Origin of the sequence: Methanoregula sp. (assembly GCF_041645475.1) — an archaeon.
Taxonomy (GTDB): Archaea; Halobacteriota; Methanomicrobia; order Methanomicrobiales; family Methanospirillaceae; genus Methanoregula.
This window is the reverse complement of record NZ_JBAZQA010000004.1, coordinates 82569-106407: the sequence shown is the minus strand read 5'-3', so window position 1 is coordinate 106407 and position 23839 is coordinate 82569. Positions and strand designations below refer to the sequence as shown.

The following is a 23839-nucleotide window of genomic DNA, read 5'->3' as shown; positions in this document are numbered from 1 at the left end:
GTCGTGTCCGGTTCCGTTCAGAAGCGTTCGGGTACACCGTCGATGAGTGGCGAAACGAACGTGTAGACCGGCAGGAAGATCGCGGCGGCGATCGGGTTGTACCAGGGAAGATCCGCAACCGGTACCACCCCCAGGGCAAAGACCCATACGCCAAACCCGATCGTTGAGATCAGTAACTGGACCCAGTCCGTGACCTGCCCGGCTTTCCAGAGATACACCGGCGTGCAGATGATGCCGGCAATCATCAGCCACCGGGCAGGAATGGCAAAGAGCGGGTCAGTACCCAGGACCGCATAGGTGCTGCCGTAGAGGGCAACATAGATGACGATCGCCTCAACCGGGATATACTTGACCAGTCGCTCGCGATACGTGTCATACCGGGTACCCGATCCGCAGGGAGTTCCCGCCCGTAACAGCACCCGGTCATAATTTCTTCGATTGATAACCTGTCGCATGACAACCCCTCATACACCATTTCGGGAACGGTTCGCGATATAGGTTGCGCCCCCCTGGGGATTGCAGGGTTTTGGATCGCAATCGATCTCCGGCAAAAAATTTTCAACCACCCCCTCAGCCCCTGCTTAAAATTTTTCAACCGGCCCCTGCCCGATCGGCCGGACGGCTCACGCCGGGAAAAAAGATTTGCTGTGAGATAAATATCCAACTGTTGGGTAATTATCCAACTGTTGGCAGGTTTACTGACACCCATTGATCGCGATTTAAAAAAAATCATCAGGGCCTGATTGAAAAAAGATCCTTTCAGGCTTTCCGGAGCACAGTTAAAAAAAGGTATTGATAGCAGGCGCTTTATGCAGCCGTCCGCTTCTTGATCATTTCGAGCGCTTCGAAGGCTTCGCGCCGGACTGCAATATTGTCGTCTGAGAGGAGGCCGGTCAAGTGATCGACTGCCTTCTGGTCGCCGATCTCGCCGAGGAGGAGGGCGGCACGCTTCCGCACATCGCTCTGGTCGTCCTTGAGTACCATGATAAGGGGTGTTGTCGCGGGCTGCCCGAGCATCCAGAGGGCTTCCATGGCACCGGTTCTCATGCGGGTGTCTCCTTCCCGGAAGGCCTGCATGAGCGGGGCGATTGCCGGAACCCCGAGTGCAGCAAGGGCTTTTACCGCCTCAATCCGCACCAGCCGTTCCGGGTCATCAAGTGCATCGATGATAGGTGTGATTGCCCTTGTATTCCCGATCTGGCCGAGCACATCGATTGAGCCCCTGCGGATGCCGGGGTTCTGGTCGCCGATGGACCGGATGAGGGGTTCAACGGAAGGCTCACCGATCGTCACGAGGGAAATCCCTGCCCTGCGGCCGACATCCTCGTTGGTGTTGACCAGTGCACGGATCAGCGGCTCGATAGCGGGCTCTCCCAGGGAGCAGAGCGTTGACATCGCGGACAGACGGACCTGTTCTTTTGGATCATTGAGGCAGTCGATCAGGGGAGCTACCGCCCGGGGATCCCCGATCCGTCCGAGTGCGACAGCACATTCGTGCCGTACACCGGCGTCGGTATCCTTGAAGGCTTCGATGATGGCCGGAACTGCCCGTTCTTCGCCCATGATACCCAGACCCTGGACGGCTCCTCTCCTGATGAGCGGGTGGGTGTTCTTCGTTGCCTGGACCAGGGGAGCAACGGAGGGTTCCCCTATGAGCTGGAGGGCCCGGATGGTCTCCTGCTGGATATCCACACCGGGACTGTCCAGACTGTTAATGAGCGGTGCAACGGCGGGTGCACCGATCTTGCCAAGGGTATCGGCAGACCCGCGCCGGATGATCCAGTACTCGTCTTTAAGTCCCCGGATCAGCGGCTCAATGAACGGCTCTCCGAGATCCCCGACAGACCTGACTGCTGCCCAGCGGGCATCAAGATCCCCCTCGGTTAAGGCTTTGAGGAAGTTCTCGTACCGCTCCTTCTGTGCACGGATACGTGCTTCCTCCTCCTCAGCACTCCCCGATTTGAACATGTTGAGGAATTTTTTTATAATACTCATGGTAAACCTCTGAACGAGTATTTGTATAATTCATTCAAATAGGTATCGTATAGGCTTTTTTTAAAAAAAGCAGTTCCCTGCGTCCGCAATACGGGAAAAAAATGAATTCGTGGGTATGAACCCGGGTCACATCCTACGCGAAACCCACGGAGAACTGGACTGAACTGGATGTTGTTTTGGGAACATCATACACGTAGATGGTGTAGTACCCGGTGGGGGTGGTCAAATCGGTAGCATACTGGAAATTCCAGTTTTTGTTGGCCTGGACGGAAAAGGTTCCGAGGACAACCCCCCCCGAGTATTGTCCGGGGCCGTAGAGTACCAGCTGGACATTCTGGGAACCGGTTGTACAGAGACCGGAGAACCCGATAGTGCTTCCCTGGGATACTGCATAGCTGCTCGGTGAGATGGACACCAGACCTCCTCCGATAACGGAAAACTGCGCTTTGGCGGATGCGGTTTTATAGGGGTCGCTCACGACCATCGTATAGGTTCCCGCCATAATCGATTTTCCAGGGTTCCACGTATAACTCCAGGATCCTCCAGAATTGACATTCTGCTGGGTAAGACTCACCCCGTTTGTATACGACCCCGGCCCGTAGATAGTCAGCAGCACCTGATTGCACCCCGTGGCTGTGCCGGAGAACTGTATCGAGTCTCCGGTTACCATCGATTCCCGGCTTGCCTGGATCGTCACGGATGCCGGTGTTTTGGCCGGGGAGGCGGTGATCAAAACAACCGGAATCGGGGTTGTGATAACGGATGTGGGAAGCAACGCGGCAAATACATTGTTCGGGCCCGGTGAGACTGCCATTACGGTTGACCAGCTGTCGTAGCCGGGATACCTGAATTCAAGGTTATGGTTGCCGGGCTCGATACCGGTAACCGTACTCGGGGTGCTTCCCCGGAACTGGTCATCGAGATACACCTGTGCGCCGGATGGCGATGAGGTGAACTGGAGGGTTCCCTTTTCAGGGACTTTCTCCGGTGTGGTACAACCCGACAGTAAAACAAAAAAAATGACAAGTATTAGGATGGTTTTCCGGATCATCGCTTGTTTCTTCCTCTCACGATAACCGTTATTGCGTGGCAATATATAGATTTGCAAACCCGTTGCCGTAACGGAGATTACCGGATATCGATAAGCCGCAGGATCTCCCTTGCGAGGCCCTCGCTCTTCTCTTCATCAACCATCAGCGTATCGAACCTGACCGAATGACTGACCTCCACCGGATCGCGGATATCCTGGACAAAGACGTCGGGGATCCCGTCATAGCAGTTGAAGGTGCCAATCGAACTCGGTTCAAAGCCCGCTGCCGTCATGAGTGCCCCGGCGGGGCCGCTCACCGGCGCATTCCCGATGAACGGGCTGACCGCAATCACAAACTTCCCCCTGAGTGCAGATTTTATCCCATCGCAGGAGAGGATGGGCAGGATGCTCGTGATCGGGTTTGAGGGTCCGATTACCACCGCGTCGCTCGCGTCGATTGCCAGAAGAACTTCCTCTGTGGCAACCGGCGGTTCGCTGAAACTCCGCACCACCTTCTGGATTGCGATCTTGCCCCTGGCTCTCACCCAGTACTCCTGGAAATGGATCAGGCCGAGATCGGTCTCAACCTGGGTGGTCACTTCCGTGTCGGTCATGGGAAGGACGTTCTCCCGGACCCCGAAGCGATCGCAGAGGCTCCTTGTTACATTCGTGAGGCGCAGGCCGTTTCTTAACATCTCGCCCCGCGCAATCTGGACTGCCCGGTCCCGGTCGCCGATGGCGATGAACTCGTCAACGCCCAGCCGCATTATCTCCTCGTGGGTGGTAAATGTGTCGTTCCTTATACCCCACCAGGTATCGGTGTTGAGCATGCCGGCAAACAGGTACATCACGGTGTCGATGTCAGGTGAGATGTGATTGCCGGAAATCCAGATATCCTCAGCAGTATTGACCACTACCGAGATCTCGTGCCTGTCCATGACCTTCTGCATGCCCCGCAGGAGTTTCGGGGTGCCAGTCCCGCCCGAAAGAAAGGTGATCATTACTCAATACTTTTATGCGATGTATATGAAGATTCTTTAGTGAATCAGAAGATCATCAAGGACCCGGTCCACGGGTATGTGGAACTCGAGGATTTTACGCTGTCCCTCCTCGACTCCCCGGCACTCCAGCGTCTCCGCTACGTCAAGCAGCTGGGATTCTCGTACCTTGTGTACCCGGGTGCCAACCATACCCGGTTCGAGCACTCGCTTGGCACCATGTTCCTTGCGGATCTTGCGAGCCGCCGGTTCGGTCTCGATGAAGACGAGCGCCGGCTGGTCACCGCTGCAGCCCTCCTCCACGATATCGGCCACGGCCCGTTCTCCCACGCGAGCGAGCCTCTCATGGAGGAGTTCCTCCACCGCACGCACGACGAGATCGACGGGATCGTGGAAGACCGTGTCGGCGGACTGCTCCGGTTGTCGGGTATCGATGCCGGGGAACTCTGCAGCGTGGTAAAAGGAAAACATTCGCTCTCTGCGATAATACACGGGGATCTCGATGTGGACCGAATGGACTACCTCCTCCGGGATGCCTACTACACCGGCGCCCCCTACGGCATGGTGGATGCCCAGCGCCTGATCCGGCACCTGGTCCGGACTCCCGAAGGCACGGTCCTTGACGAAAACGGTATCAATGCAGCGGAATCCCTCCTGATCGCAAGGACGCTTATGCGCCCTGCCGTGTATTATCATCATGTGAGCCGGATCGCTGAAAGCATGTTCCAGCTCGCGGTGCTCGAACACGTAAAGAACGGTCCTGCGGATGCAACGAGTTCTCTCCTCCAGCTGGACGATGCCACCTGCCTGCACACCCTGATGAACTCGAAAAACCCCGTTGCACGGGATCTTGCCGGAGACCTGTACGCACGCCGTCTGTACAAACGGGCCCTCTATGCCGGCAGCGACCAGGTGAATACCCCGGTCTTCCATGCCGGTGTTTCTATCGAGAAATGCCGGGAGTATGCGGACGAGATCGCGCACAAAGCCGGTATCCTGCCGCAGGAAGTGCTTGTGGACATCCCATCAATTCCCCGGGAGATCTCGCTTGGGGTCCGGGTCAAGAACCGGGATGCCGTGGTCAGCCTTGAGGAGATCTCACCCCGGGCCCGGACCCTGAATGAAACCCGGCGGGATCAGTGGCGCCTCGGGGTCTATACCCTCCCCCGGCACCGGGAGATCGTAGCCGAGGCAGGAACCGAGGTACTCCATCTCAAAAAACCCACCCGGCAGGATACTCTCTTTTAAACCGGCTCTTACTTGGGATCTTTGCAGAGATTTGATCCCTTATTATCCGTTGCAGCCCCGTATCCATCCGCCGTTCTTTGGGCAGGACAAATACCATAAAAAAATATATCCTGCGCTCAAACACTCTCTCATGAAAAGGTGTGGGCTTGTCCTTCTCGTGCTGGTTCTTGCAGGCGTTTTCATCGCCGGATGTACCCAGAGTCCATTACCTCTCGTTACCCCCACCACAACCCCGGTCACTGCCGCGGCGACAACTACTACGGCCTCCCAACCTTCCTTCTCGCTCGGGGACGTTTATTTCAATGAGCCCTACGGGTACATCTTCAGCAATAAGACCGCCGGGATAGAACGGTCTTTCATGGTGGATAACCCGGCCTGGGGAATCGACTTGAAAGTATTATCCCTGAACAATGAGAGCTTAAACAACTCCTGGTTCACGATGGATGTGACCAACACCAACTCAAAAAAGACCGATTCTTTCGGGTACGGGGGAAATTTCTCTTTTACCGAGAAACAGATGATCCCGATGTATAATCAGGGACCCTATAAGATTACTATGAAAGGAAATCAAGTAAAAGTATGGTTTACCGTGGCAAAGCGGAATCCGTAGTCTAAATGTGGTGAAATGACATGATCGAAGACTGGATTGTAGTAACCTGCGGCGTTGTAGTGGTGATCCTCATTGTGGCAGTCACCCTTATAAAACTCCGCAGTGCTGAGCGGAGGATGCACGAGAGCACCCACAAGCTCAAGGTTTATACCGACCTGCTCAACGCGATCACCGAACTCAACCTTTCCGGTGGCGATCCGTACAAGATGGATATCGCAAAGAAGAACCTTGCCTTAACCTTAAACCGGCTCAACCTGATCGGGAGCACCGGCGTGCTCAAAAGCACCAATGATCTCCTCGACTTCTTAAACGAGCACAAGGACAAGGATTACGACACCCTCCGGCTCCACAACATCCTCAATACCCTCGTGATCGAGGCGCGCCGCGATCTCAACCCCTCGCATGCAAGGAAAGTCGAGGAATCGCAGGTCCGGTACCGTTTTTTTGCCCCGATGAAAAACAAGTAACCTCTCACACCCTGCCGGAACGCCCGGCACAAACTCTTTTTGTCCCCGCTCCGACATTGGTATCACAGGAGAGCGCGAGGAAAGCATGAAAAAGGAGTATGTAGTCGGGGTGACGGGAGCAAGCGGGGCCTGCTATGCCCGCCGCCTGCTGGAAGTGCTGTGCCGGGATGCCGATGTCCATATCATCATCTCGGATGTTGCAGCAAAGATCGCAGCCCACGAAGGCGTGTCGCTTGAAGGGTTCAACGCCACCTATCACCGGAACGACAAGCTCTTTGCCTCTATCGCGAGCGGATCGCACAAATATGATGGGATGGTCGTGATCCCGTGCAGTGCCAAGACGCTCGCGGCGATAGCTTCCGGTTATGCGGACAACCTGATCACCCGGACTGCGGATGTCTGCCTCAAGGAACGCCGCACATGCATTCTCGTCACCCGTGAGATGCCGCTCTCGAAGATCCATCTTAAAAACATGCTTGCCGCTGAGGAGGCCGGCGCAACCATCATGCCGGCAAGCCCCGGTTTCTACCATAAGCCAGAGACGATCGATGATCTCGTGGACATGGTGGTTGCCCGGGTGCTCGATCATCTCGACGTGGAACACGATATCAGTCAGCGCTGGAGTGGTTACGATGCGTGAATTTATTGAAACAATGCGAAAGGCCGGTCTCGTTGTCGATGTACGGGAACCGGTGTCGGTGGATATGCAGGCTGCGAAGATGGCGGCAGGAACCGAAAAACTCCTCTTCTTCCACAATCTTGAAGGTCACCGCGCAGTGATGAACCTTACCGCAAGCCGGACCTCTCTCTCCCTTGCGCTCGGGATTGAAGAGGCGAAATTTGTTAAGACGCTCGCGGATGCAAAGTTCGACGGGACCGTCACTGAATCTGGCACTCTTCCTATGCAGAAGCCCGATCTCTCGAAGATCCCGATCATGCACCACTTCCCCAAAGATGCCGGGAAGTACCTCACGTCTGCGATTGTCTTCTCCCGCTGGGATGGCGTGGAGAACGCCTCGATCCACCGGATGCAGGTGCTTGACGATCACCGCGTTGCGGCACGTCTTGTTGAGGGGCGTCACACCCACGTGATGCTTAAAAATGCCCTGGCAAAGGGCGAGAAACTCCCCATAGCAGTGACTATAGGTACACACCCGGCCGTAACGTTTGCGAGCTGCACCCGGGTCCCTACGGGGATGGAGCTCCCCTTCGCTGCCGAACTGATGGGCGGGGAACTGAACGTGAAGCGATGCAGCAACGGTGTACTCGTTCCTGATGCCGAGATCGTGCTCGAAGGCTTCATCACGGCGGAACTCACCGAGGAGGGCCCGTTTGTCGACATCACCGGTACCTATGACCCGATCCGGATGCAGCATGTCATCGAGTTTACCGGCATGTACACGAAGCCGGACTTCATCTACCACGGGATCCTGCCCGGCGGTGACGAGCACAAGATGCTGATGGGCGCACCCTACGAGCCGAAGATCTTTAAGGCGGTTGCCGGTGTCACGGTCGTGAAAAATGTCGTGCTGACGAAGGGAGGCTGCGGGTATCTCCACGCGGTTGTCCAGATCAGGAAGAGCACGCAGGGCGATGCCAAGAACGCCATCATGGCAGCGTTTGCCGCCCACACCTCGCTCAAGCATGTTGTCGTGGTGGACGAGGACATAGACCCCTGCAATCCCCACGAAGTCGAGTACGCCATTGCAACCCGGGTGACCGGTGACCGGGACATCATGGTCATTACCGGTGTACGGGGTTCCTCGCTCGACCCGTGCCAGCTCGAAGACGGTACGAATGTCAAGGTCGGGGTCGATGCAACGATGGTGCTCGGGCGCGAGGCCGACTTCTCGCGGGCAACGTGGTGAACCTGATGTATCTTGATCCTGAAGACGAACAAGTCCTTGCCGGGGAACTGGGCGAGACCCGGCAGAAGATGCTGGAACTGCTCGTAGCCCTGGGGAAGGTCTTCGGGGCCGAGAAGCTCGTCCCGATCCGGAGCGCCCAGGTCAGCGGGGCGTCCTACAAGACGATTGGCGAGTACGGCCTTGCGTGGCTCTCCACGCTCGATGCCAAAGCCGTTGTCCCGGCGGTGCTGAACCCCATCGGTATGCCCCGGGGCCGGTGGCAGGAGATGGGTATCAGCGAGGACTTTGCCCGGAACCAGAATGCGGTGGTTGCCGCGTACGAGCGGCTGGGCATAGGCCTTGAATGCACCTGCACACCCTATTACCTCCGCGAGACCTCCTATGGCGACCACCTTGCCTGGTCGGAATCCTCCGCGGTCAGCTACGCGAACTCGGTTATCGGTGCCCGGACAAACCGCGAGGGCGGGCCCGGTGCCCTTGCAGCAGCTATTATCGGCAAGACACCCTGCTATGGTTTCCACCTCGATGAGCACCGGAAGCCGCAGGTGATCGTCCGCGTGCAGGCCGACACCCGCGACTGGAGTATAGCACATTTCGGGGCCCTTGGGTACCATACCGGCAAACTGGTGGGCAACCGCATCCCGTTCTTCTCCGGGCTCGAAGCAGCTCATCCCGACCAGCTCAAAGGGCTCGGGGCCGCGATGGCGGCAACCGGGGCTGTTGCTCTTTACCATGTCGAAGGCGTGACCCCCGAAGCGGTGAAAGTTCCGTTCGATCTCTCCGGTCTTGAAGTCATTACTGTAGAGACGGACGAGATCGAGGCATTGTTCCGGCACATGCCGGTTGATGTCGTTGCCGTTGGCTGCCCGCACTGTTCCCCCCGGGAACTTGAAGAGATCGCCCGGCTCCTGAAAGGAAAACTCGTCCTGAAGCCTTTCTACGTCTTCGCCGCTCAGGGAGTAATCGGTAAAAACCAGCGGACTGTGGACGCGATCGAGAAGAGCGGTGCCCGGGTCTTCGCCGACACCTGCATGGTGGTCTCGCCCGTTATGGAGCAGTACTCCGCCATCATGGTGAACAGCGGCAAGGCGCTCGCCTACGTGCCGGATATGTGCGCCGCGGTTGCCCGGATCGGGACCATTGAGGATTGCGTGAAAGTGGCAACAGAGTAACGGCCTGAAACACTTCCCGCATTCTCCCTTGAGCCCCCTTTTTTAAGGATCTCTCTCATGAACGGTGATGAATGAACGTTGTTTGGATAACGTTCAGATCGCAGGTATCATCAACAGGTTTACCCTGTCGTGTCCTCCCAGTGCGGCCGTTTTTTTATCCGGTGGGAATTATCTCGAAACATTATTTACGGTTTATCATCCATGCAATCCTATGGAACATACGTTAAAGAAGACCTCTTTTATGGTACTGGCAGGCCTGCTCCTTGCCTGCATTGCCATATTCACACCGGCAGCAGCATCACCGGCAGGGTATCAGATCTACTCATCTCCAACCGGTGCCAGCGTCAACGTTGACGGTTTCTGGTATGACACGACACCGGCAACATTTGACAATATCGGCACCGGCTGGCACACCGTTCAGGTTTACATGGACGGGTACCAGACCTTTTCCGAAACCGATTACCTCACCGACGGCACCCTTGTTGTAAATGCCAATCTTGTCAAAAACTCTCCCACGCCGGGGTACCTGGACATCAAGTCGGAACCGAGCGGCGGGGCTGTCTACGTTGACGGCTCTTACTATGGAAATGCACCGATGGTGATCGGGAATCTCTGGCCGGGAACCCATAACCTGGTGGTGAAGAAACCCGGCTATTATGATGTTACGGATACTTTCCCGATAACCACCGGGTCAACGTGGTATTATAATGCAGTTTTCAACCCGTATCCGGCGAAACCCGAGTACGGGTCACTCCAGATCGACTCAAACCCCGGTGGAGCCTCGGTCTATCTCGATAACGCCTACAAGGGCAATACCCCGGCGTTTCCGGATGTCATGTACATCACGCAGCTCTCCCCGGGAACCTACAACCTGCGCATTGTGACGCAGGATTATCAGCCGTATACCATGTCTGCCCTCGTGCAGGCCGGCATAGTTAACGATATTCATGCAGCGCTGGTACCGGTTGTGGCGGGCCCGGCACGCGATACCACCGGCCAGATCCTGATCTATTCGTCCCCGTCCGGTGCAAACATCTATCTCGACAATGCCTATAAGGGCATCACGCCTCTGACCCTGCCGAACATCCCGGAGGGAAGCCACACTGTGACACTGCGCATGAACGGGTACCAGGACCTGGTAAAACCGGTGAATGTTGTTGGCGGCAGCACGGTGGATGGCTCGGGCACGCTCTCGTACGGCTCTCAGGCAAACCAGGCCTCTTCAGGACCCCAGCCCACGAAATCCGCAGCCGGCTGGATCCCGGTCATTATTGCGGTTGGGATCTGCGGAGCACTCTTCCTTGTGAGAAAGGAAGCATAACTTTTTGTAATTCCCTTTTCAGGAAACATTTCCAGAAGAGCTATTCACAGATCTGTCATTTCTCTAAAAAAGGTTCGGTTTTTCGTTGCGCAAAAAAGTCAGGCCTTTTTGAGCAGGATCTTCCTGATCTCTGCAACCGCTTCCGGTGCCGGGTTTATACCCGGCCCGACTCCTTCGCCAAATGACAGGATCTGCCGGATTTCGCCCGCGGTTATTTTCGAAAACGGGATCCTGTCCCAGACCTTCTGGTCAATGGTATTCCAGGTGCACTGGAGCAGGTGCAGGAGGAGGCCTGCCTCTGCCTCTGAGAACATTTTCCACTCCGCTCCGATTCCCTGCTGCATGAGCTTGATCGAACCCTCCACGGTCTTTTCACGGTGGACATGGTACAGTCTCCTGCCTATTTCGGCCTGAGTAACTTCCGGCATCTGTCTCTCCCCCGATTTCAGGATGATGAGTGAATCCCGCTGTGCAGCCATATACTTTGTGGGTGCCTACCCGGATTTTCCGGGATGGAAACCCCCGGGTTTCTGGTCCCTGGTCCGGGTAAAGGATACTTCTATAAATAAGAACGGTATAATTCCGATAGATTACAGCCATGTCCCGTTCCAGCGACGAGTCTCTCGGGAGGCGGCGGTTCCAGCTCCGGCGAGAACAGGCAATCGAGAGTGCCATAGAGAAGATCCGCCGTGCCCCGGCAGTTGAATGGCACTCCTTTTCTGATGCGGATTATTCACACATTCGCAAGATCCTGGGAGACCTGTGGGTTCACCTTGGCCGGGAAAAGTGGGACCAGTACGTCTTCTCCTCGGTGACCCGGCAGGATATCCGGGATATCATCGATCTCGGTACCTGTCCTCCGGATCGCGCCCTGCCCTGTAAAATCCTCGATGAGGTGGATGGGATCCTCTCACACTCACGGAATACCTCTCACAAACCGTGATCTGCCCGCAATTATCCGGTCATGAGTGAATTCCACGTAAGAAATGCCCCATACGTTAATATATAAGCACCCTGTTAGGTTGTATCATTAGGAGGTAGTGAGATGGTTGGTTGGGAAGTTCCTATTGGGGCTGCAATTGCATTTGCCGCCGGAGCCATTGGCACCGGGTGGGCACAGTCCCGCATCGGTTCTGCCGGGGCAGGTGCCATAGCCGAGCGACCGGAAACGGTTGGATCCATCATCATCCTGGAGGCGATCCCCGAAACGCTGGTCATCCTCGGGTTCGTTGTTGCCGCGATGATCATCCTGATGGTCAAGTGACAAGGAGAACCGGAAGAACACCGAAAGCAGGGTGGCATCCGTGACCGATCAGGTGAGCGGTTCAGGGCAGGATGAGGTTTGGTCATGGCCTACGAAAATCTCTTGAGATCCGTTGAGGAGAGTGCAGGGGAGCGGGAGCGGGAGCTTCGCTCCAAGGCACAAAAACAGGCAGAAGAGATCCGTGCAAAGGCAAAAAAGCAGGCAGAAGAGATCCAGCAGACTGCGATACGGGAATCAGAACGGTCCGCTCTCACTGAGCGGAACAAGATGCTCTATCTCGCAAAGGGGGAGATAAAAGAGCAGGAGCTCAAGGGAAGAGAGAAGACATTCAGGGCAGCCTTTGACGGGGCGAAACAGCAGCTCGCGTTACTCCGTGAGGATCCGGAATACCCAAAGGTATTCGAGCGGCTTGCCACGGAAGCGGTCAGTGCAATGGGGGAAGTCTCCTTCATCGTCCACGTTGACAAGCGGGATCTTGAGCTCTCCAAAAAAACGCTCGCAGCAATGGGCATCCGGTGCGAGATCCACCCCGATCTGGAATGTGCCGGAGGTCTTGTTGTGAGTTCGCCGGACGGGCTTGTCACCCTTTCCAACACGATCGAGTCCCGTCTCGAACGGACAGACGAGAGCCGGAAACTCGAGATATACGCCATACTGTCCGGTGAGTGAGATGGACTGGGGATACATCAATGCCCGGATGCGGGGAATGAAGAGCCGGCTCCTTGATCACCGTACGCTCGACAACCTGATCCTCCAGCCGGACCTTGTTTCCCTGATTGGCGAGCTGGAGAAGACACCGTACCACGACGACATCGTTGAGGCGCGGGGCAGGTACTCGGGTATGCCCTGCATAGAGCACGCCCTGCGCAGCAATTTCGTTAGGACCTTCAAAAAGGTTCTCGATTTTTCCATAAATGAGGATGCCGAGCAGTATATACGGATATTTCTCCACCGCTGGGATATCCAGAATATCAAGACGATCCTCCGCGGAAAGAACATCCACGTGACAAACGAGGAGATTGCCGAATGCATCGTCCCTGCGGGAGAGCTGGACGAGGCAACCTTAGCAGAACTCGTGCGCCAGCAGGACACAAAAGCGGTGATCGACCTGCTTGCAACCTGGGAACTATCCTGGGCAAAACCGCTCACCACGGCTTTTCCGGAGTTCGTCCGGACCGGGGACCTCGGCATGCTCGAATGTGCGCTCGACCGGTTTTATTACGAGGACGCCCTCCGGTCGGTCAGCGCCCGGGGGAAGAACAACGCGATGATCCGATCCATCCTCTCCCTTGAGATCGATGTGGTGAATATCAAGACGGTGCTGCGGATGATCCGGGACCACGTTGAACCCGGGGAGGCGAAAAAATTCCTGCTCCCCGGGGGATTGGAGTTCGATGTAAAAAAACTCGATCACCTGCTCACCGTAAATACGATAGAGGATGCCGTCCATGAACTGGCGGGAACGAGGTACCGCTTCCTCTCGGACACGCCGGAGATTGCCATCAGGGCACAGAAGATCTCGGTGATCGAAAAGAAGCTGGAGCGCTACCTGGTCCAGCAGGGCACGAAGGCCTTTATCGGCGATCCCCTGAGTGCTGCTTCGCTCATCGGGTACTTCTGGGCCAAGTACAACGAGATCACCAACATCCGGGTCATCTCGCGCTGCAAGACGGCTGATTTTCCCGTGGAGAACCTTAAGGAGGAGCTCGTCTATGTTTAAGTTCGTCATTGTCACGGATTGCGATCGGGCGTCAGGTTTCCGGCTTGCGGGAGCGGAAGTGTACGAGGCAAGGGATGCGGAAGAAGCCCGGGTCGTGATCCCGCCGCTTCTTCACAAGGATGATATCGGGATCGTTGCGGTGAACGAGGAGTACATGCTCTCGCTTGACGAGAAGCTCATGGACCGGATCGAGAAGATGCACCGCCCGCTCATCATCCCGATCCCCTCGAAGTTAAAGGAGATGGACCGGCACACCTACATCGAGCGGCTTCTAAGAAAAGCAATCGGGTACAACATCGTCCTCAAGAGGTGATGGCATGATTACAGGAACAATTTCACGGATCTCGGGCCCGGTGATTATTGCAAAGGGCATGAAAGGGTCCAAGATGTATGATGTGGTGAAGGTCGGCACTGAGGCGCTCCGCGGCGAGATCATCCGGCTTGAAGGCGAAGAGGCGGTCATCCAGGTGTACGAGGACACAACCGGCCTTACTCTCGGCGAGAGCGTGGAGAATACCGAGACCCCGCTTTCCGTTGAGCTCGGGCCCGGCCTCCTCGCTTCGATCTATGACGGCGTCCAGCGCCCGCTGCCGGTACTCCTGGAAAAGAGCGGCGATTTCATCGGCCGCGGGATCTTCGCCCCGGGCCTCGACCGGGCAAAGAAATGGGAGTTTGTTCCTTCCGTGAAGATCGGTGACGCGCTCGGGCCCGGCGATGTCATCGGTACCGTGAAGGAGTTCCAGTTCGAGCACCGGATCCTTGTCCCCCCGAAAGTATCCGGCCGGGTTGCGGAGATCCGGGCCGGGTTGTTTACGGTCGAGGAGATTATCTGTGTTCTCGACAACGGAGCACGGCTCCCCATGATGCAGTCCTGGCCGGTGCGGATCCCAAGGCCCCACCGGAAGAAGCTCGACCCGGTCCTGCCGCTGATAACCGGACAGCGGGTCTTTGACTGTATGTTCCCGGTTACAAAAGGCGGGACGGCCATGATCCCGGGCGGGTTCGGGACGGGAAAGACCGTCTCCGAGCAGACGCTGGCCAAGTGGTCGGACACTCAGATCGTTGTGTACATCGGGTGCGGGGAGCGGGGCAACGAGATGACGGACGTGCTCGCGGAGTTCCCCGAGCTCGTTGATCCCCGGACAAAGCTCCCGCTGATCCAGCGGACGATCCTGATTGCCAACACCTCGAACATGCCGGTTGCCGCCCGGGAAGCCTCGATTTACACGGGAATCACCATCGCGGAGTACTTCCGGGACATGGGATACGATGTTGCACTGCTGGCCGACTCGACCTCGCGCTGGGGGGAGGCGCTGCGTGAAGTCTCCGGCCGGCTCGAAGAGATGCCGGGCGAGGAGGGCTATCCCGCCTACCTTGCTACCCGGCTCTCGGCGTTTTACGAGCGGGCCGGCCGGGTAGTCTGCCTCGGCTCGGGTGAGCGGACCGGCTCGATCACGGTGGTGGGAGCGGTTTCCCCGCCCGGAGGGGACTTCTCGGAGCCGATCACCCAGAACACGCTCCGGGTGGTCGGGACGTTCTGGGCCCTTGACACGAACCTCGCCTACCGCCGGCACTTCCCTTCGGTGAACTGGATCAAGAGCTACTCGCTCTATCTCGACAGCATCGCGGAATGGTACAGCAAGACGATCGCCCGCGACTGGCGGGAACTCCGGGAGAAGGCAATGTACCTGCTCCAGAAGGAAGTGGAGCTCCAGGAGATAGTCCAGCTGGTGGGCCCCGACGCTCTCCCCGACAGCGAGAAAGCGATCCTGGAAGTGACCCGGATGATCCGCGAGGACTTCCTCCAGCAGAGCGCCTACAGCGATACGGACTCGTTCTGCCCCATTGAGAAGCAGTACCTGATGCTCAGGGTGATCATGTCCTACTACGAGCAGGCAGTTGTTGCGATGAACCGGGGCATCAGCCTCCGGCAGATCCAGGCACTCCCGCTGAAGGCAGCGATCGGCCGGATGAAGGAGATCGGTGAGACGGATGCGATCCGTAAGATCATCGACGAAATCAATACTTCCTTTATGGCTCTCGAGGTGGAGAAATGAAGGAGGTACCGCTGCTGACAAAAGAGTACCGGACGATCGATTACGTATCCGGCCCGCTGATCTTCGTCAACGGGGTTCTCGGGGCATCGTTTGGCGAGATCGTGAAGATCACCCTCCGTGACGGTGAGGAGCGGACCGGTCAGGTGCTCGATATCTCGGAGGACCACGCGGTTGTCCAGGTGTACGAGGGCACCCGGGGCATCGACCTTCTCGGCACCAGGGTCCGGTTCATCGGCGAACCGGCCCGGATCCATGTCTCGAAGGACATGCTGGGCCGGGTTTTCTCCGGGGTCGGGAAACCCCGGGACGGGGGTGCCGAGATCATACCGGAGGCGGTTCTTGACATTGCCGGAACGCCCATCAACCCCTCCGCCCGGGACAAGCCTGCAGACTTTATCCAGACGGGCATGTCGGCAATCGACGGCCTCAATACGCTCGTGCGGGGGCAGAAGCTGCCGATCTTTTCCGGATCCGGTCTCCCGGCAAGCAAGCTTGCCGCCCAGATAGCCCGGCAGGCAAAAGTTTTGGGCGAGGGCGAGGAGTTTGCCGTGGTCTTCGTTGCCATGGGGATCACCCACAAGGAGGCCTCGTTCTTCATGCAGGACTTCGAGCGTACGGGAGCTCTCGATCGCGTGGTCTTCTTCATGAACCTGGCCGACGACCCGACGGTCGAGCGGCTGGCGGCCCCCCGGTGCGGGCTTACGGTTGCAGAATACCTTGCCTTCACCCATCACCTCCACGTCCTCGTGATCTTAACCGACATGATCAATTACTGCGAAGCGCTCCGCGAGATCTCGACTGCCCGCGAGGAGGTGCCCGGCCGGCGCGGGTATCCCGGCTACATGTACACCGACCTCGCCTCCATCTACGAGCGGGCCGGGCGGCTGAAAGGAAAGAAGGGCTCGATCACCCAGATCCCGATCTTAACGATGCCGGACGACGACATCACCCACCCGGTGCCGGATCTCACCGGCTACATCACCGAGGGCCAGATCGTGCTCTCGCGGGACATCTTCCGGCGCGGCGGCGACCCGCCGGTCGATGCCCTGCCGTGCCTGTCCCGGCTCATGAACCTTGGTATCGGCCCGGGGAAGACCCGGGAAGACCACCGGGGCGTGGCGGACCAGCTCTATGCCAGCTATGCCTACGGTCGCGACCTGCGTCGCCTCGTGGCGATTGTCGGGGAAGAGGCGCTGACCGACCTTGACCGGAAGTACCTGAAGTTCGCAGACGGGTTCGAGCGGCAGTTCGTCACGCAGGGGGACGAGGACCGGCCCATCGAGAAGACGCTCTCGATTGCCTGGGACCTCTTTGCAACCCTGCCCGAGGACGAGCTCAAGCGGATAAAACGGGAGCACATCAGGAAATACCACCCGGCTGCACAGGATGCCGGCGGGAAACCCGGGGAGAGCTGATCCGTATGGAGCAGGTCAAGCCCACCCGGATGGAGCTGATGAAGAAGAAGTCCCAGATCAGGCTTGCCGAGCAGGGCCGGGACCTCCTGCGGGAGAAGATGGATGCGCTCATCCAGGAGTTCTTCAAGATCTTAAGCACCGTTTCGGACTCCCGCGATGAACTCGAACAGGTATCCCGGGCAGCGGACCTTGCCCTGATGATAGCCCAGGCCGTAGACGACCCGGTAACGCTGAAGTCGGCCTCGTTTGCAACCCGGCGCTCGATCACGGTCGACATCAGCGGCAAGAACATCATGGGCGTTCCCGTTCCGGTGATCGAGAAGAAGCGGGTCTCGAAGAATATGCTGGAGCGGGGCTACGGGATCATCTCGACGAGCGCCCGGATCGATGAGACCGCCGAGCGGTACGAGGCGGAGCTGGACCTGTTAATCAAGCTCGCCGAGACCGAGACCGCGATGCGGCGCCTAGGAACCGAGATCCAGATGAACCGCCGCCGGGTGAACGCCCTTGAGCAGATCCTCATTCCCGAGCTCAGGAGCCAGGCCAAGTACATCAAGAACGCCATCGAGGAGCGGGAGCGGGAGGACCTGTTCCGGCTCAAGAAGGTCAAGAGCATTTTAGAGAAGAAGAAAAAGAAAGCAAAGGAGAAGAAACTGGCCGCGAAATAAGATCTGTTGATCCCAGCAACGGTCTGTTCTTTTTTGGGATATTCCCCCATCTGAAAAAAGGGGTTCCGGGGAAGTGCGGGATCCAGGTACGTATCTTAGATTCATGGTCTTTAATCACGGAACTCCATTATATCTATAGACCGGTGAAAAACCAGAATGGGAAATGATACCGTTTCACAATTCAGGGACGAACTGAACAGTTTCTTTGTGCTCGTGATCCTGAATATGGCGTTTGGCGCCCTTGCTATGGCGTTCGGGCTGATGTACATGACCCTGGCCGTGCTTGGACTGCCGCTCGCCCAGACGTCCCCGCCGCTCCGGGTGCTTGGAGGGGTGATATCCATGATCGGCTTTGGGATCGGGCTGATGTGGATACTCAACAGCGTAAAAGTCCACCGGGCGATCAGGGGGATCCGCAGGGAGTTTTTGAACCATGCCGGGCCGGTACCGGACGAGATACTTACCGGGTGGATTGTCCGATTGCTTGGACGCTACCGTGAATACAAACGGATCTTTCCGTGGATGATCACCATCTCAAGGCTCGGGGGGTGTTGTTTTGTCACGCTCGGTATCGTGAATCTCCTCCAGGGAATCTCCGCCATGAATACGGGGAACTGGCTGAATCCCGCAATCCCGCTCATTGCCGCAGCCATCAACCTGACCATAGGGATCGTTACGATCATCACGTCGATCGGCTTCCACCGGTATTCCCTTGTCTGGGACCGGCGCCTTGAAGCAACCACGATGAACGAGAGCGTCCTGGAACAGGCCCTGGAGCAGCGGTGACCATGGCGGAACGGCGGACCCCCTACGAGATTTACTGGGAGATTCTCGTGTACTGCAAAACGCCCCGGTCGTTCACGGCCATTATCAGCCGGTGCGACCTCAATTCCAAGACCGGGCAGGAGTATATCGCGTTCCTCTGCGGGAAGGAATATCTTGCGGTAACAAAGGACGGGGAGAGAAATTCCTATGTTGCGACCGGACATGCCCGGGACTATATTGCTCTCTTTACCGAACTGTACCAGAAACTGTTCGACCGGATCCCGGGATTCCGGCTGTAGGGCCGGTCAGGGTACGGAATCATATTTTTTTGAGGGCTATCGTAATGCGCCCCGTCCCCCAACGGGGATTGGTGACGCAAGGGGGGGCTATTCTCTCAGCTGAATCAGGGCCTCAACAAAATGTTTGATCGTTTTTAAAAATAGTAAGGCAGGGGACTTCACCCCTGCCTGTTTGTTCCTCCGTTGTTACTTCGGGATGTTCCCGTTGCTTCCTATGTGATCCAGCACCCGGTCCCAGATGACGAGGAGGCCGGGGATGATCACGTAGGCGAGCAGTCCTGCGCCGAGGAATGCGCCGGTGATGATGAGTTCGTTGTCCATGAGGGGCACCTCAGGCAAGGGCCGGCACGGTGTCTGCCCAGGTCTCGACCCGGTTCCGGATCGCCTCGTCCGAGAACGAGGTGAGGGTCACCTGCTCCCGGCTGAAGTTGACGAAGTAGATCTCGCCGTTGGCATCGTGGCACTTCAGGGTGGATGCGTACTTCTCGTTGTCGAGGTCCCGTATGGGTGTTCCCCCGAGTGCGGCTGCGATCTCCGCATCGGCAACAATGTGGTTGGCAACGCTCGTGAAGGCAGCGATGGTGGGTGCCCGTGCCGTGATGACGGCAACGGTATTCACATCGGCGTCCTGGTAGAAGACGCGTGCGGTGTATCCCTGTTTGGTTCGCTCAACCGGCGGGTGGTCGGACCCTCCTGCATTGTAGGTCGTGCACTGGAAGGGGTTGTTCGTGATGACGCCCTGGACAAGGTTGTCAAAGGCAGTCACATCTGCGAGCGGGTCTGCGAGCTTGCGGACCGCGCTCTTCGTGGTGTTGCTTGTCGTAAAGTCTGCCATTTCTGGTTTCTCCTTTTGTTTTTTGGGAAGTTCTCCGAACTTTCCCGGGGTTTGTCGCGGGGCGCCCTTTGACATACTATCATTGACCGTGGGGGATATAACGGATAATTTCAGGGGTACCCGTTCAAGGCCGTATAACGGAGAAAATGGCAAACCGGGCCGTCCGGCGCGGATCGGCATTGATCCGGGGAAAAATAGGTTATTTATCGAGGGATGCCGGGAAGTCGAGGTCAAACCGGAGACCTCCCGGATACACCAGGTAATACCGCCAGCCACAGGCAGGTGAGTAGACCCAGATCATGATCTGTTCATGAATCCGTCTCGCCATCCCACAGAGGCAATCCACTTTGCCGGTAAAGAGTTCATACAGTTTCGCTGCATTTGGCACCGGCAGGCGGGAACGGATGGCGCATACCAATAGCGTGCCGCTCTTCTTCAGTCCGATGATATTGACCGGGATCGAAGGATCGATCATCCGTGCCGGGGAATACCCGTAGGTCCTGAGGAGATCCATTGCCTCGTACACGATCGGGTTGGACCGTGTCCGTCCCGGCCCGGCTTGCGGTGCCAGCAGATCGGTGGGGGGATGGATGACGACCTCGGTATCAGTCCCTGTGGACCTGCTGCGCCGGGCCAGGCCGGTGTTTTCCTGTTCAGCTCTCTTCTCTTGTGAAAGGGAGGTGTCTCCCATTTTTGCCCGGGAGATCCTGCGGGGCCTCCCGGTGGTTTTTGTTGTCCTGCTCATTGAATCACGGTTTTCTCTCATCACATGGTGCTCTTTTTACGATTCGCTCACCGGGCTGCCTGAACCCGGATCGGTTACGGGTACCGGCCCGGACCGAAGGTCCCCTAACGTAATACCTTTCAGGATCCCCGGTTGCTGCCGGGCCGGCATCCGGTGAAGCCAACCACGCCCTCCGACAGGGAGGCTCGTGGCAGAGTGTATGCATTCCCACAATGCCGGAGGAGTACCGCATATACCTGGTACTGCCGCAGATCCGGAGGCGGGATTCTTTCCCGCACTGGGCAGGATGAATCCGGGCCCCTCAATCCTCGCAGGTGCCCGTGTGCAGCTTTTATCCGGTATTTGTGATTATACTAAAAATGATAAAACATATTATATACTAATCGGTCGGAGCGAAAGAATTGGTAGTTATTGGGAGAATCGGGGCTCTATATGGGGCTGGATGGGTATAACCCTGAGGTTATGGGAATGAACCACGCAGATATCCGTTTGCGAGGCCGGCAAAATGGTGGCCTTTACCTGGTTTTACGTGTCGCGGTATTATCAGGTGTTTCCTGATCGCTGTTCCGGGAACGTATCTGTTGTGCAGCCTGCTCAAATTCTGTATCGGGAAGAGCAGCCTCATCAGAAAGCCGTTGTGCAGAGAACTTCTCATACTGCTCCAGGGCAAGGTGTTGTGCGATCTCCATGGAGATCGATCCCTTGTCGCCGAGGATCTCTCGTTCGTTGAATTTGAGGAAGGCATCAAGTTTCTCTTTCCATTCCCTCATATAGACGGGTTGTTTTCTCTGGGCCTGCATCTCGGCATAGTCGAGATACATTGAGATGATCCGGTTCAGGGTTTTGATCTCGACCTCGCTCAAGTAATTCTTGGCAACCGTCACGTCTCCCCTCCGGACCTTAGCACCCTTCCACGCGGTCAGCCCCATGTTCGGTTTCGCTGCATCCGCCCGTTGGGCGATCAGCTCTGCAGCGGTATGACCGGTGATCGCCCAGTGGAGCTTGTTCTGGACCATCTGGAAGAATTCATGGGTGGCATCGGCATGAGGGTCGTAGTCGATGGCGAGCGTATAGATATCCCGGAGCTTCCGGTAAAACCGCTTCTCGGATGCACGGATATCACGGATACGTTCGAGAAGTTCGTCGAAGTAATCCTCTCCGATGCTGCGCCCTTCCCTGAGCCGCTCGTCATCGAGTACGAATCCTTTGATGAGGTATTCGCTCAGCCGCTCGGTTGCCCACCTGCGGAACTGTGTACCCCGGTGGGAGCGGACCCGGTAGCCGATGGCGAGGATCATGTCGAGGTTGTAGTACAGTGTCCGGTAATTCTTCCCATCGGCTGCAGTTGTCAAGTATTCCTTGACAACTGATCCCTCCTCCAGTTCCCCGTCATTGATAATATTCCTGATATGGAGGCTGACATTCTGCTTTGTCGTCTGGTAGAGTTCCGCGATGAGTGCCTGCGTGAGCCAGACCGTTCCCTCTTCGAGCCGGACCTCAATGCGGCTTGTGCCGTCTTCGGACTGGTAGAAAAGGATCCGGGAACTGGTTGCCGGTTCCGAAACTGGATTATCGCTCATTTCCTCACTGTCGCAACAATCTTTTATTAATCATAACCGGATGTTTGGCCTTTTATAGTGTGTTACCGTGGGGTGAAAATAGCTGTGGGATCGTTTTGTTGGCGTCAGCAAAACGATCAAAAACCGGTTCGTTTGTATTATAAGGGTTCACGAGTTGACGTGGGGGATCATCATTGAAGGTACGTGAGAGTCCCTGCCCTCGGAATGATTCGTTTGAACAAAGAATCAATGAATATCGCTCTTGATCACTTCATCGTTTACTAACATAACCCAAGCCACTGTAAGTATTCACCTTGAATACTTAGACCTGATCGCTCCAAATGCGTAAACTTCTGTTAACTTAAGTGCCGTGGTTTTATTTTTAATGGACCAAGTGTATCGTTGTAAGTGTTTTGGTGAATTAAGAAATGCAGGAGAACTTGTGCGGGAACGTCTGGTTAGCTCACTTTAAGTAAGCCCGATTCTGCGACCATTGAATAAATATCATTCAACAGTGTTGCTGAAATGTTCGTATCAACACAGTCAGCGCATAACGTGCTGCGTTCAATCGGTAACAGCATCCTTACCCATAAAGGAACCCGACAATGTCTTTTTGGAATATTTCTGATGCAGGATGCAAGGATACGTCGCCGTCCATATTGGAGTACATTTTCTTTGTTCAGATTCGGCATCGATAATGCCATGATTCTAAGTTTTGAATCGTGGGATGAAAACTTGAATCTTATAGCGAGCTTCTCAATGTGGTCTCCATTATGTAGTTGGACATTGAAGGCCGTTTTTAGAAATTGCTCAGGAAGATCAAAATAGATGGTAAAATTAAATTTTGAGTCAATTCCTAAATCGTTATCCAGTAATTCAAAACAATTCCCGTATCTCTCCACAACAATTTCTCGGATTCTTGTTTTTATTTGAGGGAGGGTCAGTTCAGGCTTGACATCCACTACGAAGAAATCGTGCTCCTCATCGATTGGCTCCATTCGTTTCTGGTATACGTAGATAATTTTTTTATGCTCCTCGTAATAATCAGCCCGATCCTCAATTATTTTCAAGAATCTGAAAGAAATGCCGGGGTAATCCCGCTCTATCTCATTAAGCGCACCCTTCAATGCCATATATCCGCAGACTTTTTTGAATCCACCGAGCGCCTTGAATTTAAAAGGGGATACAGTAAGGATCTTCCGTGTTTCAGCTCCCGTAGTGATTGCATCCGTCAGAAGGATGTTACTTCGATCAAAATTACAAAAAGAGAGAAACCGGTATTCCATAGAATAGGGGCCGTGATGATTGAGCGGTTTAATCGAGATAATATTCCGCATACCTTTGATGCTGTGAAGATAGGGATGGAACAGGTTCAGCCCCTTCCGTTCAACGGCAATGACGTTTGTTTCCTTATCCTGAACAACTTCCTTGTTGAAGAATGGGAGAAGCTCATTATCGATGGCATTGGCGAGTTTAAGTGATTCTTCGTCAGAGATGTAACCAAATTTTTGTTTGAGGGTTATCATCTCTTCAACCGAAGATTCATCCATATATAGTAACTTTTTTATTTTGATATTTATTTATCGAAGAGAGATACCAACTAGAAATAATCGGGTATCACACCCAAAATTTGACCCTAATGCCCAAATAATAAACTATATATCCAGAAAAGATGACACTAGTGTTTGACCTGCTTTAATGGTCGTGTTCCTATGCAAGCAACTGGAACAGTCAGTATGAAGTGGGAAAATGGCAGCACAACACCTTCTCTCCTACTGAGACCCACGGCGATTGATGAATTTC

27 protein-coding genes are annotated in these 23839 nt (G+C 55.8%); 17 read left to right on the top strand and 10 right to left on the bottom strand.

Annotated elements, in window-relative coordinates; all coding sequences use genetic code 11:
* Positions 1 to 17 precede the first annotated feature (17 nt).
* The 4 genes from WC598_RS05385 to cofD all read right to left on the bottom strand — a co-directional run bounded on the left by WC598_RS05385 (position 18) and on the right by cofD (position 4026).
* Positions 18 to 455, bottom strand: a complete 438-nt coding sequence (locus WC598_RS05385; protein WP_372960453.1) for a hypothetical protein — start codon at positions 453 to 455, stop codon at positions 18 to 20.
* Positions 456 to 807: 352 nt separating this feature from the next.
* Positions 808 to 1995 (bottom strand): HEAT repeat domain-containing protein, encoded by a 1188-nt coding sequence (locus WC598_RS05380; protein ID WP_372960452.1) that lies wholly within the window; start codon positions 1993 to 1995, stop codon positions 808 to 810.
* 133 nt (positions 1996 to 2128) lie between these two features.
* The gene (locus WC598_RS05375; RefSeq protein ID WP_372960451.1) at positions 2129 to 3046 is read right to left on the bottom strand and encodes a PEGA domain-containing protein; all 918 of its coding nucleotides are present in this window, start codon (positions 3044 to 3046) and stop codon (positions 2129 to 2131) included.
* A gap of 77 nt (positions 3047 to 3123) precedes the next feature.
* Positions 3124 to 4026: a 2-phospho-L-lactate transferase gene (gene cofD / locus WC598_RS05370; RefSeq protein WP_372960450.1), complete on the bottom strand. Its 903-nt coding sequence runs from the start codon at positions 4024 to 4026 to the stop codon at positions 3124 to 3126.
* A 39-nt stretch (positions 4027 to 4065) separates the two neighbouring features.
* On the opposite strand from cofD, the gene WC598_RS05365 reads away from it, so the two are divergent.
* The 7 genes from WC598_RS05365 to WC598_RS05335 all read left to right on the top strand — a co-directional run bounded on the left by WC598_RS05365 (position 4066) and on the right by WC598_RS05335 (position 10709).
* A complete protein-coding gene (locus tag WC598_RS05365; protein ID WP_372960449.1) occupies positions 4066 to 5271 on the top strand; it encodes an HD domain-containing protein in 1206 nt (401 codons plus the stop codon).
* A gap of 130 nt (positions 5272 to 5401) precedes the next feature.
* Positions 5402 to 5881, top strand: coding sequence for a hypothetical protein (locus WC598_RS05360; RefSeq protein ID WP_372960448.1), 480 nt, complete (start codon positions 5402 to 5404; stop codon positions 5879 to 5881).
* A gap of 20 nt (positions 5882 to 5901) precedes the next feature.
* Positions 5902 to 6348 (top strand): hypothetical protein, encoded by a 447-nt coding sequence (locus WC598_RS05355; protein ID WP_372960447.1) that lies wholly within the window; start codon positions 5902 to 5904, stop codon positions 6346 to 6348.
* Between the two features lie 85 nt (positions 6349 to 6433).
* Entirely contained in the window at positions 6434 to 6988 is a 555-nt protein-coding gene (locus WC598_RS05350; protein ID WP_372960446.1) for a UbiX family flavin prenyltransferase, read from the top strand.
* A complete protein-coding gene (locus tag WC598_RS05345) occupies positions 6981 to 8216 on the top strand; it encodes a UbiD family decarboxylase (RefSeq protein WP_372960445.1) in 1236 nt (411 codons plus the stop codon). Before WC598_RS05350 ends, WC598_RS05345 begins: the two co-directional genes overlap by 8 nt.
* 5 nt (positions 8217 to 8221) lie before the next feature.
* Positions 8222 to 9388 carry an aconitase X gene (locus WC598_RS05340; RefSeq protein ID WP_372960444.1) on the top strand — a complete coding sequence of 389 codons (1167 nt, stop codon included), beginning with the start codon at positions 8222 to 8224 and terminating at the stop codon, positions 9386 to 9388.
* Positions 9389 to 9599: 211 nt separating this feature from the next.
* Positions 9600 to 10709, top strand: a complete 1110-nt coding sequence (locus WC598_RS05335) for a PEGA domain-containing protein (RefSeq protein ID WP_372960443.1) — start codon at positions 9600 to 9602, stop codon at positions 10707 to 10709.
* A gap of 98 nt (positions 10710 to 10807) precedes the next feature.
* Here WC598_RS05335 and WC598_RS05330 read toward each other — a convergent pair whose 3' ends face one another.
* A complete protein-coding gene (locus tag WC598_RS05330; protein ID WP_372960442.1) occupies positions 10808 to 11137 on the bottom strand; it encodes a hypothetical protein in 330 nt (109 codons plus the stop codon).
* Between the two features lie 170 nt (positions 11138 to 11307).
* On the opposite strand from WC598_RS05330, the gene WC598_RS05325 reads away from it, so the two are divergent.
* From WC598_RS05325 to WC598_RS05280, 10 genes are all read left to right on the top strand, one after another.
* Positions 11308 to 11652 (top strand): hypothetical protein, encoded by a 345-nt coding sequence (locus tag WC598_RS05325; protein ID WP_372960441.1) that lies wholly within the window; start codon positions 11308 to 11310, stop codon positions 11650 to 11652.
* 102 nt (positions 11653 to 11754) lie between these two features.
* A complete protein-coding gene (locus tag WC598_RS05320) occupies positions 11755 to 11973 on the top strand; it encodes an ATPase (protein ID WP_372960440.1) in 219 nt (72 codons plus the stop codon).
* Between the two features lie 84 nt (positions 11974 to 12057).
* The gene (locus WC598_RS05315) at positions 12058 to 12642 is read left to right on the top strand and encodes a V-type ATP synthase subunit E (protein ID WP_372960439.1); all 585 of its coding nucleotides are present in this window, start codon (positions 12058 to 12060) and stop codon (positions 12640 to 12642) included.
* Between the two features lies 1 nt (position 12643).
* Positions 12644 to 13693 carry an ATP synthase A1 subunit C gene (gene ahaC, locus WC598_RS05310; RefSeq protein ID WP_372960438.1) on the top strand — a complete coding sequence of 350 codons (1050 nt, stop codon included), beginning with the start codon at positions 12644 to 12646 and terminating at the stop codon, positions 13691 to 13693.
* Complete coding sequence (locus WC598_RS05305) at positions 13686 to 14006, top strand: V-type ATP synthase subunit F (protein ID WP_372960437.1); 321 nt, start codon at positions 13686 to 13688, stop codon at positions 14004 to 14006. The genes ahaC and WC598_RS05305 overlap by 8 nt, the downstream gene beginning before the upstream one ends.
* A 4-nt stretch (positions 14007 to 14010) precedes the next feature.
* The gene (locus tag WC598_RS05300; RefSeq protein ID WP_372960436.1) at positions 14011 to 15750 is read left to right on the top strand and encodes a V-type ATP synthase subunit A; all 1740 of its coding nucleotides are present in this window, start codon (positions 14011 to 14013) and stop codon (positions 15748 to 15750) included.
* Positions 15747 to 17165, top strand: a complete 1419-nt coding sequence (locus WC598_RS05295) for a V-type ATP synthase subunit B (protein ID WP_372960435.1) — start codon at positions 15747 to 15749, stop codon at positions 17163 to 17165. The genes WC598_RS05300 and WC598_RS05295 overlap by 4 nt, the downstream gene beginning before the upstream one ends.
* A gap of 5 nt (positions 17166 to 17170) precedes the next feature.
* Positions 17171 to 17833 carry a V-type ATP synthase subunit D gene (locus WC598_RS05290; protein ID WP_372960434.1) on the top strand — a complete coding sequence of 221 codons (663 nt, stop codon included), beginning with the start codon at positions 17171 to 17173 and terminating at the stop codon, positions 17831 to 17833.
* A gap of 156 nt (positions 17834 to 17989) precedes the next feature.
* Positions 17990 to 18619 (top strand): hypothetical protein, encoded by a 630-nt coding sequence (locus tag WC598_RS05285; RefSeq protein WP_372960433.1) that lies wholly within the window; start codon positions 17990 to 17992, stop codon positions 18617 to 18619.
* A gap of 2 nt (positions 18620 to 18621) precedes the next feature.
* Positions 18622 to 18897 carry a winged helix-turn-helix domain-containing protein gene (locus tag WC598_RS05280; protein ID WP_372960432.1) on the top strand — a complete coding sequence of 92 codons (276 nt, stop codon included), beginning with the start codon at positions 18622 to 18624 and terminating at the stop codon, positions 18895 to 18897.
* Positions 18898 to 19083: 186 nt separating this feature from the next.
* Here WC598_RS05280 and WC598_RS05275 read toward each other — a convergent pair whose 3' ends face one another.
* The 5 genes from WC598_RS05275 to WC598_RS05255 all read right to left on the bottom strand — a co-directional run bounded on the left by WC598_RS05275 (position 19084) and on the right by WC598_RS05255 (position 23586).
* A complete protein-coding gene (locus WC598_RS05275) occupies positions 19084 to 19218 on the bottom strand; it encodes a hypothetical protein (RefSeq protein WP_372960431.1) in 135 nt (44 codons plus the stop codon).
* Between the two features lie 10 nt (positions 19219 to 19228).
* Positions 19229 to 19732, bottom strand: coding sequence for a hypothetical protein (locus WC598_RS05270; protein ID WP_372960430.1), 504 nt, complete (start codon positions 19730 to 19732; stop codon positions 19229 to 19231).
* Between the two features lie 199 nt (positions 19733 to 19931).
* Positions 19932 to 20477 (bottom strand): hypothetical protein, encoded by a 546-nt coding sequence (locus WC598_RS05265; RefSeq protein ID WP_372960429.1) that lies wholly within the window; start codon positions 20475 to 20477, stop codon positions 19932 to 19934.
* A 515-nt stretch (positions 20478 to 20992) separates the two neighbouring features.
* Complete coding sequence (locus tag WC598_RS05260; RefSeq protein ID WP_372960428.1) at positions 20993 to 22057, bottom strand: virulence RhuM family protein; 1065 nt, start codon at positions 22055 to 22057, stop codon at positions 20993 to 20995.
* Positions 22058 to 22494: 437 nt separating this feature from the next.
* A complete protein-coding gene (locus WC598_RS05255) occupies positions 22495 to 23586 on the bottom strand; it encodes a hypothetical protein (protein ID WP_372960427.1) in 1092 nt (363 codons plus the stop codon).
* Positions 23587 to 23839: the final 253 nt, after the last annotated feature.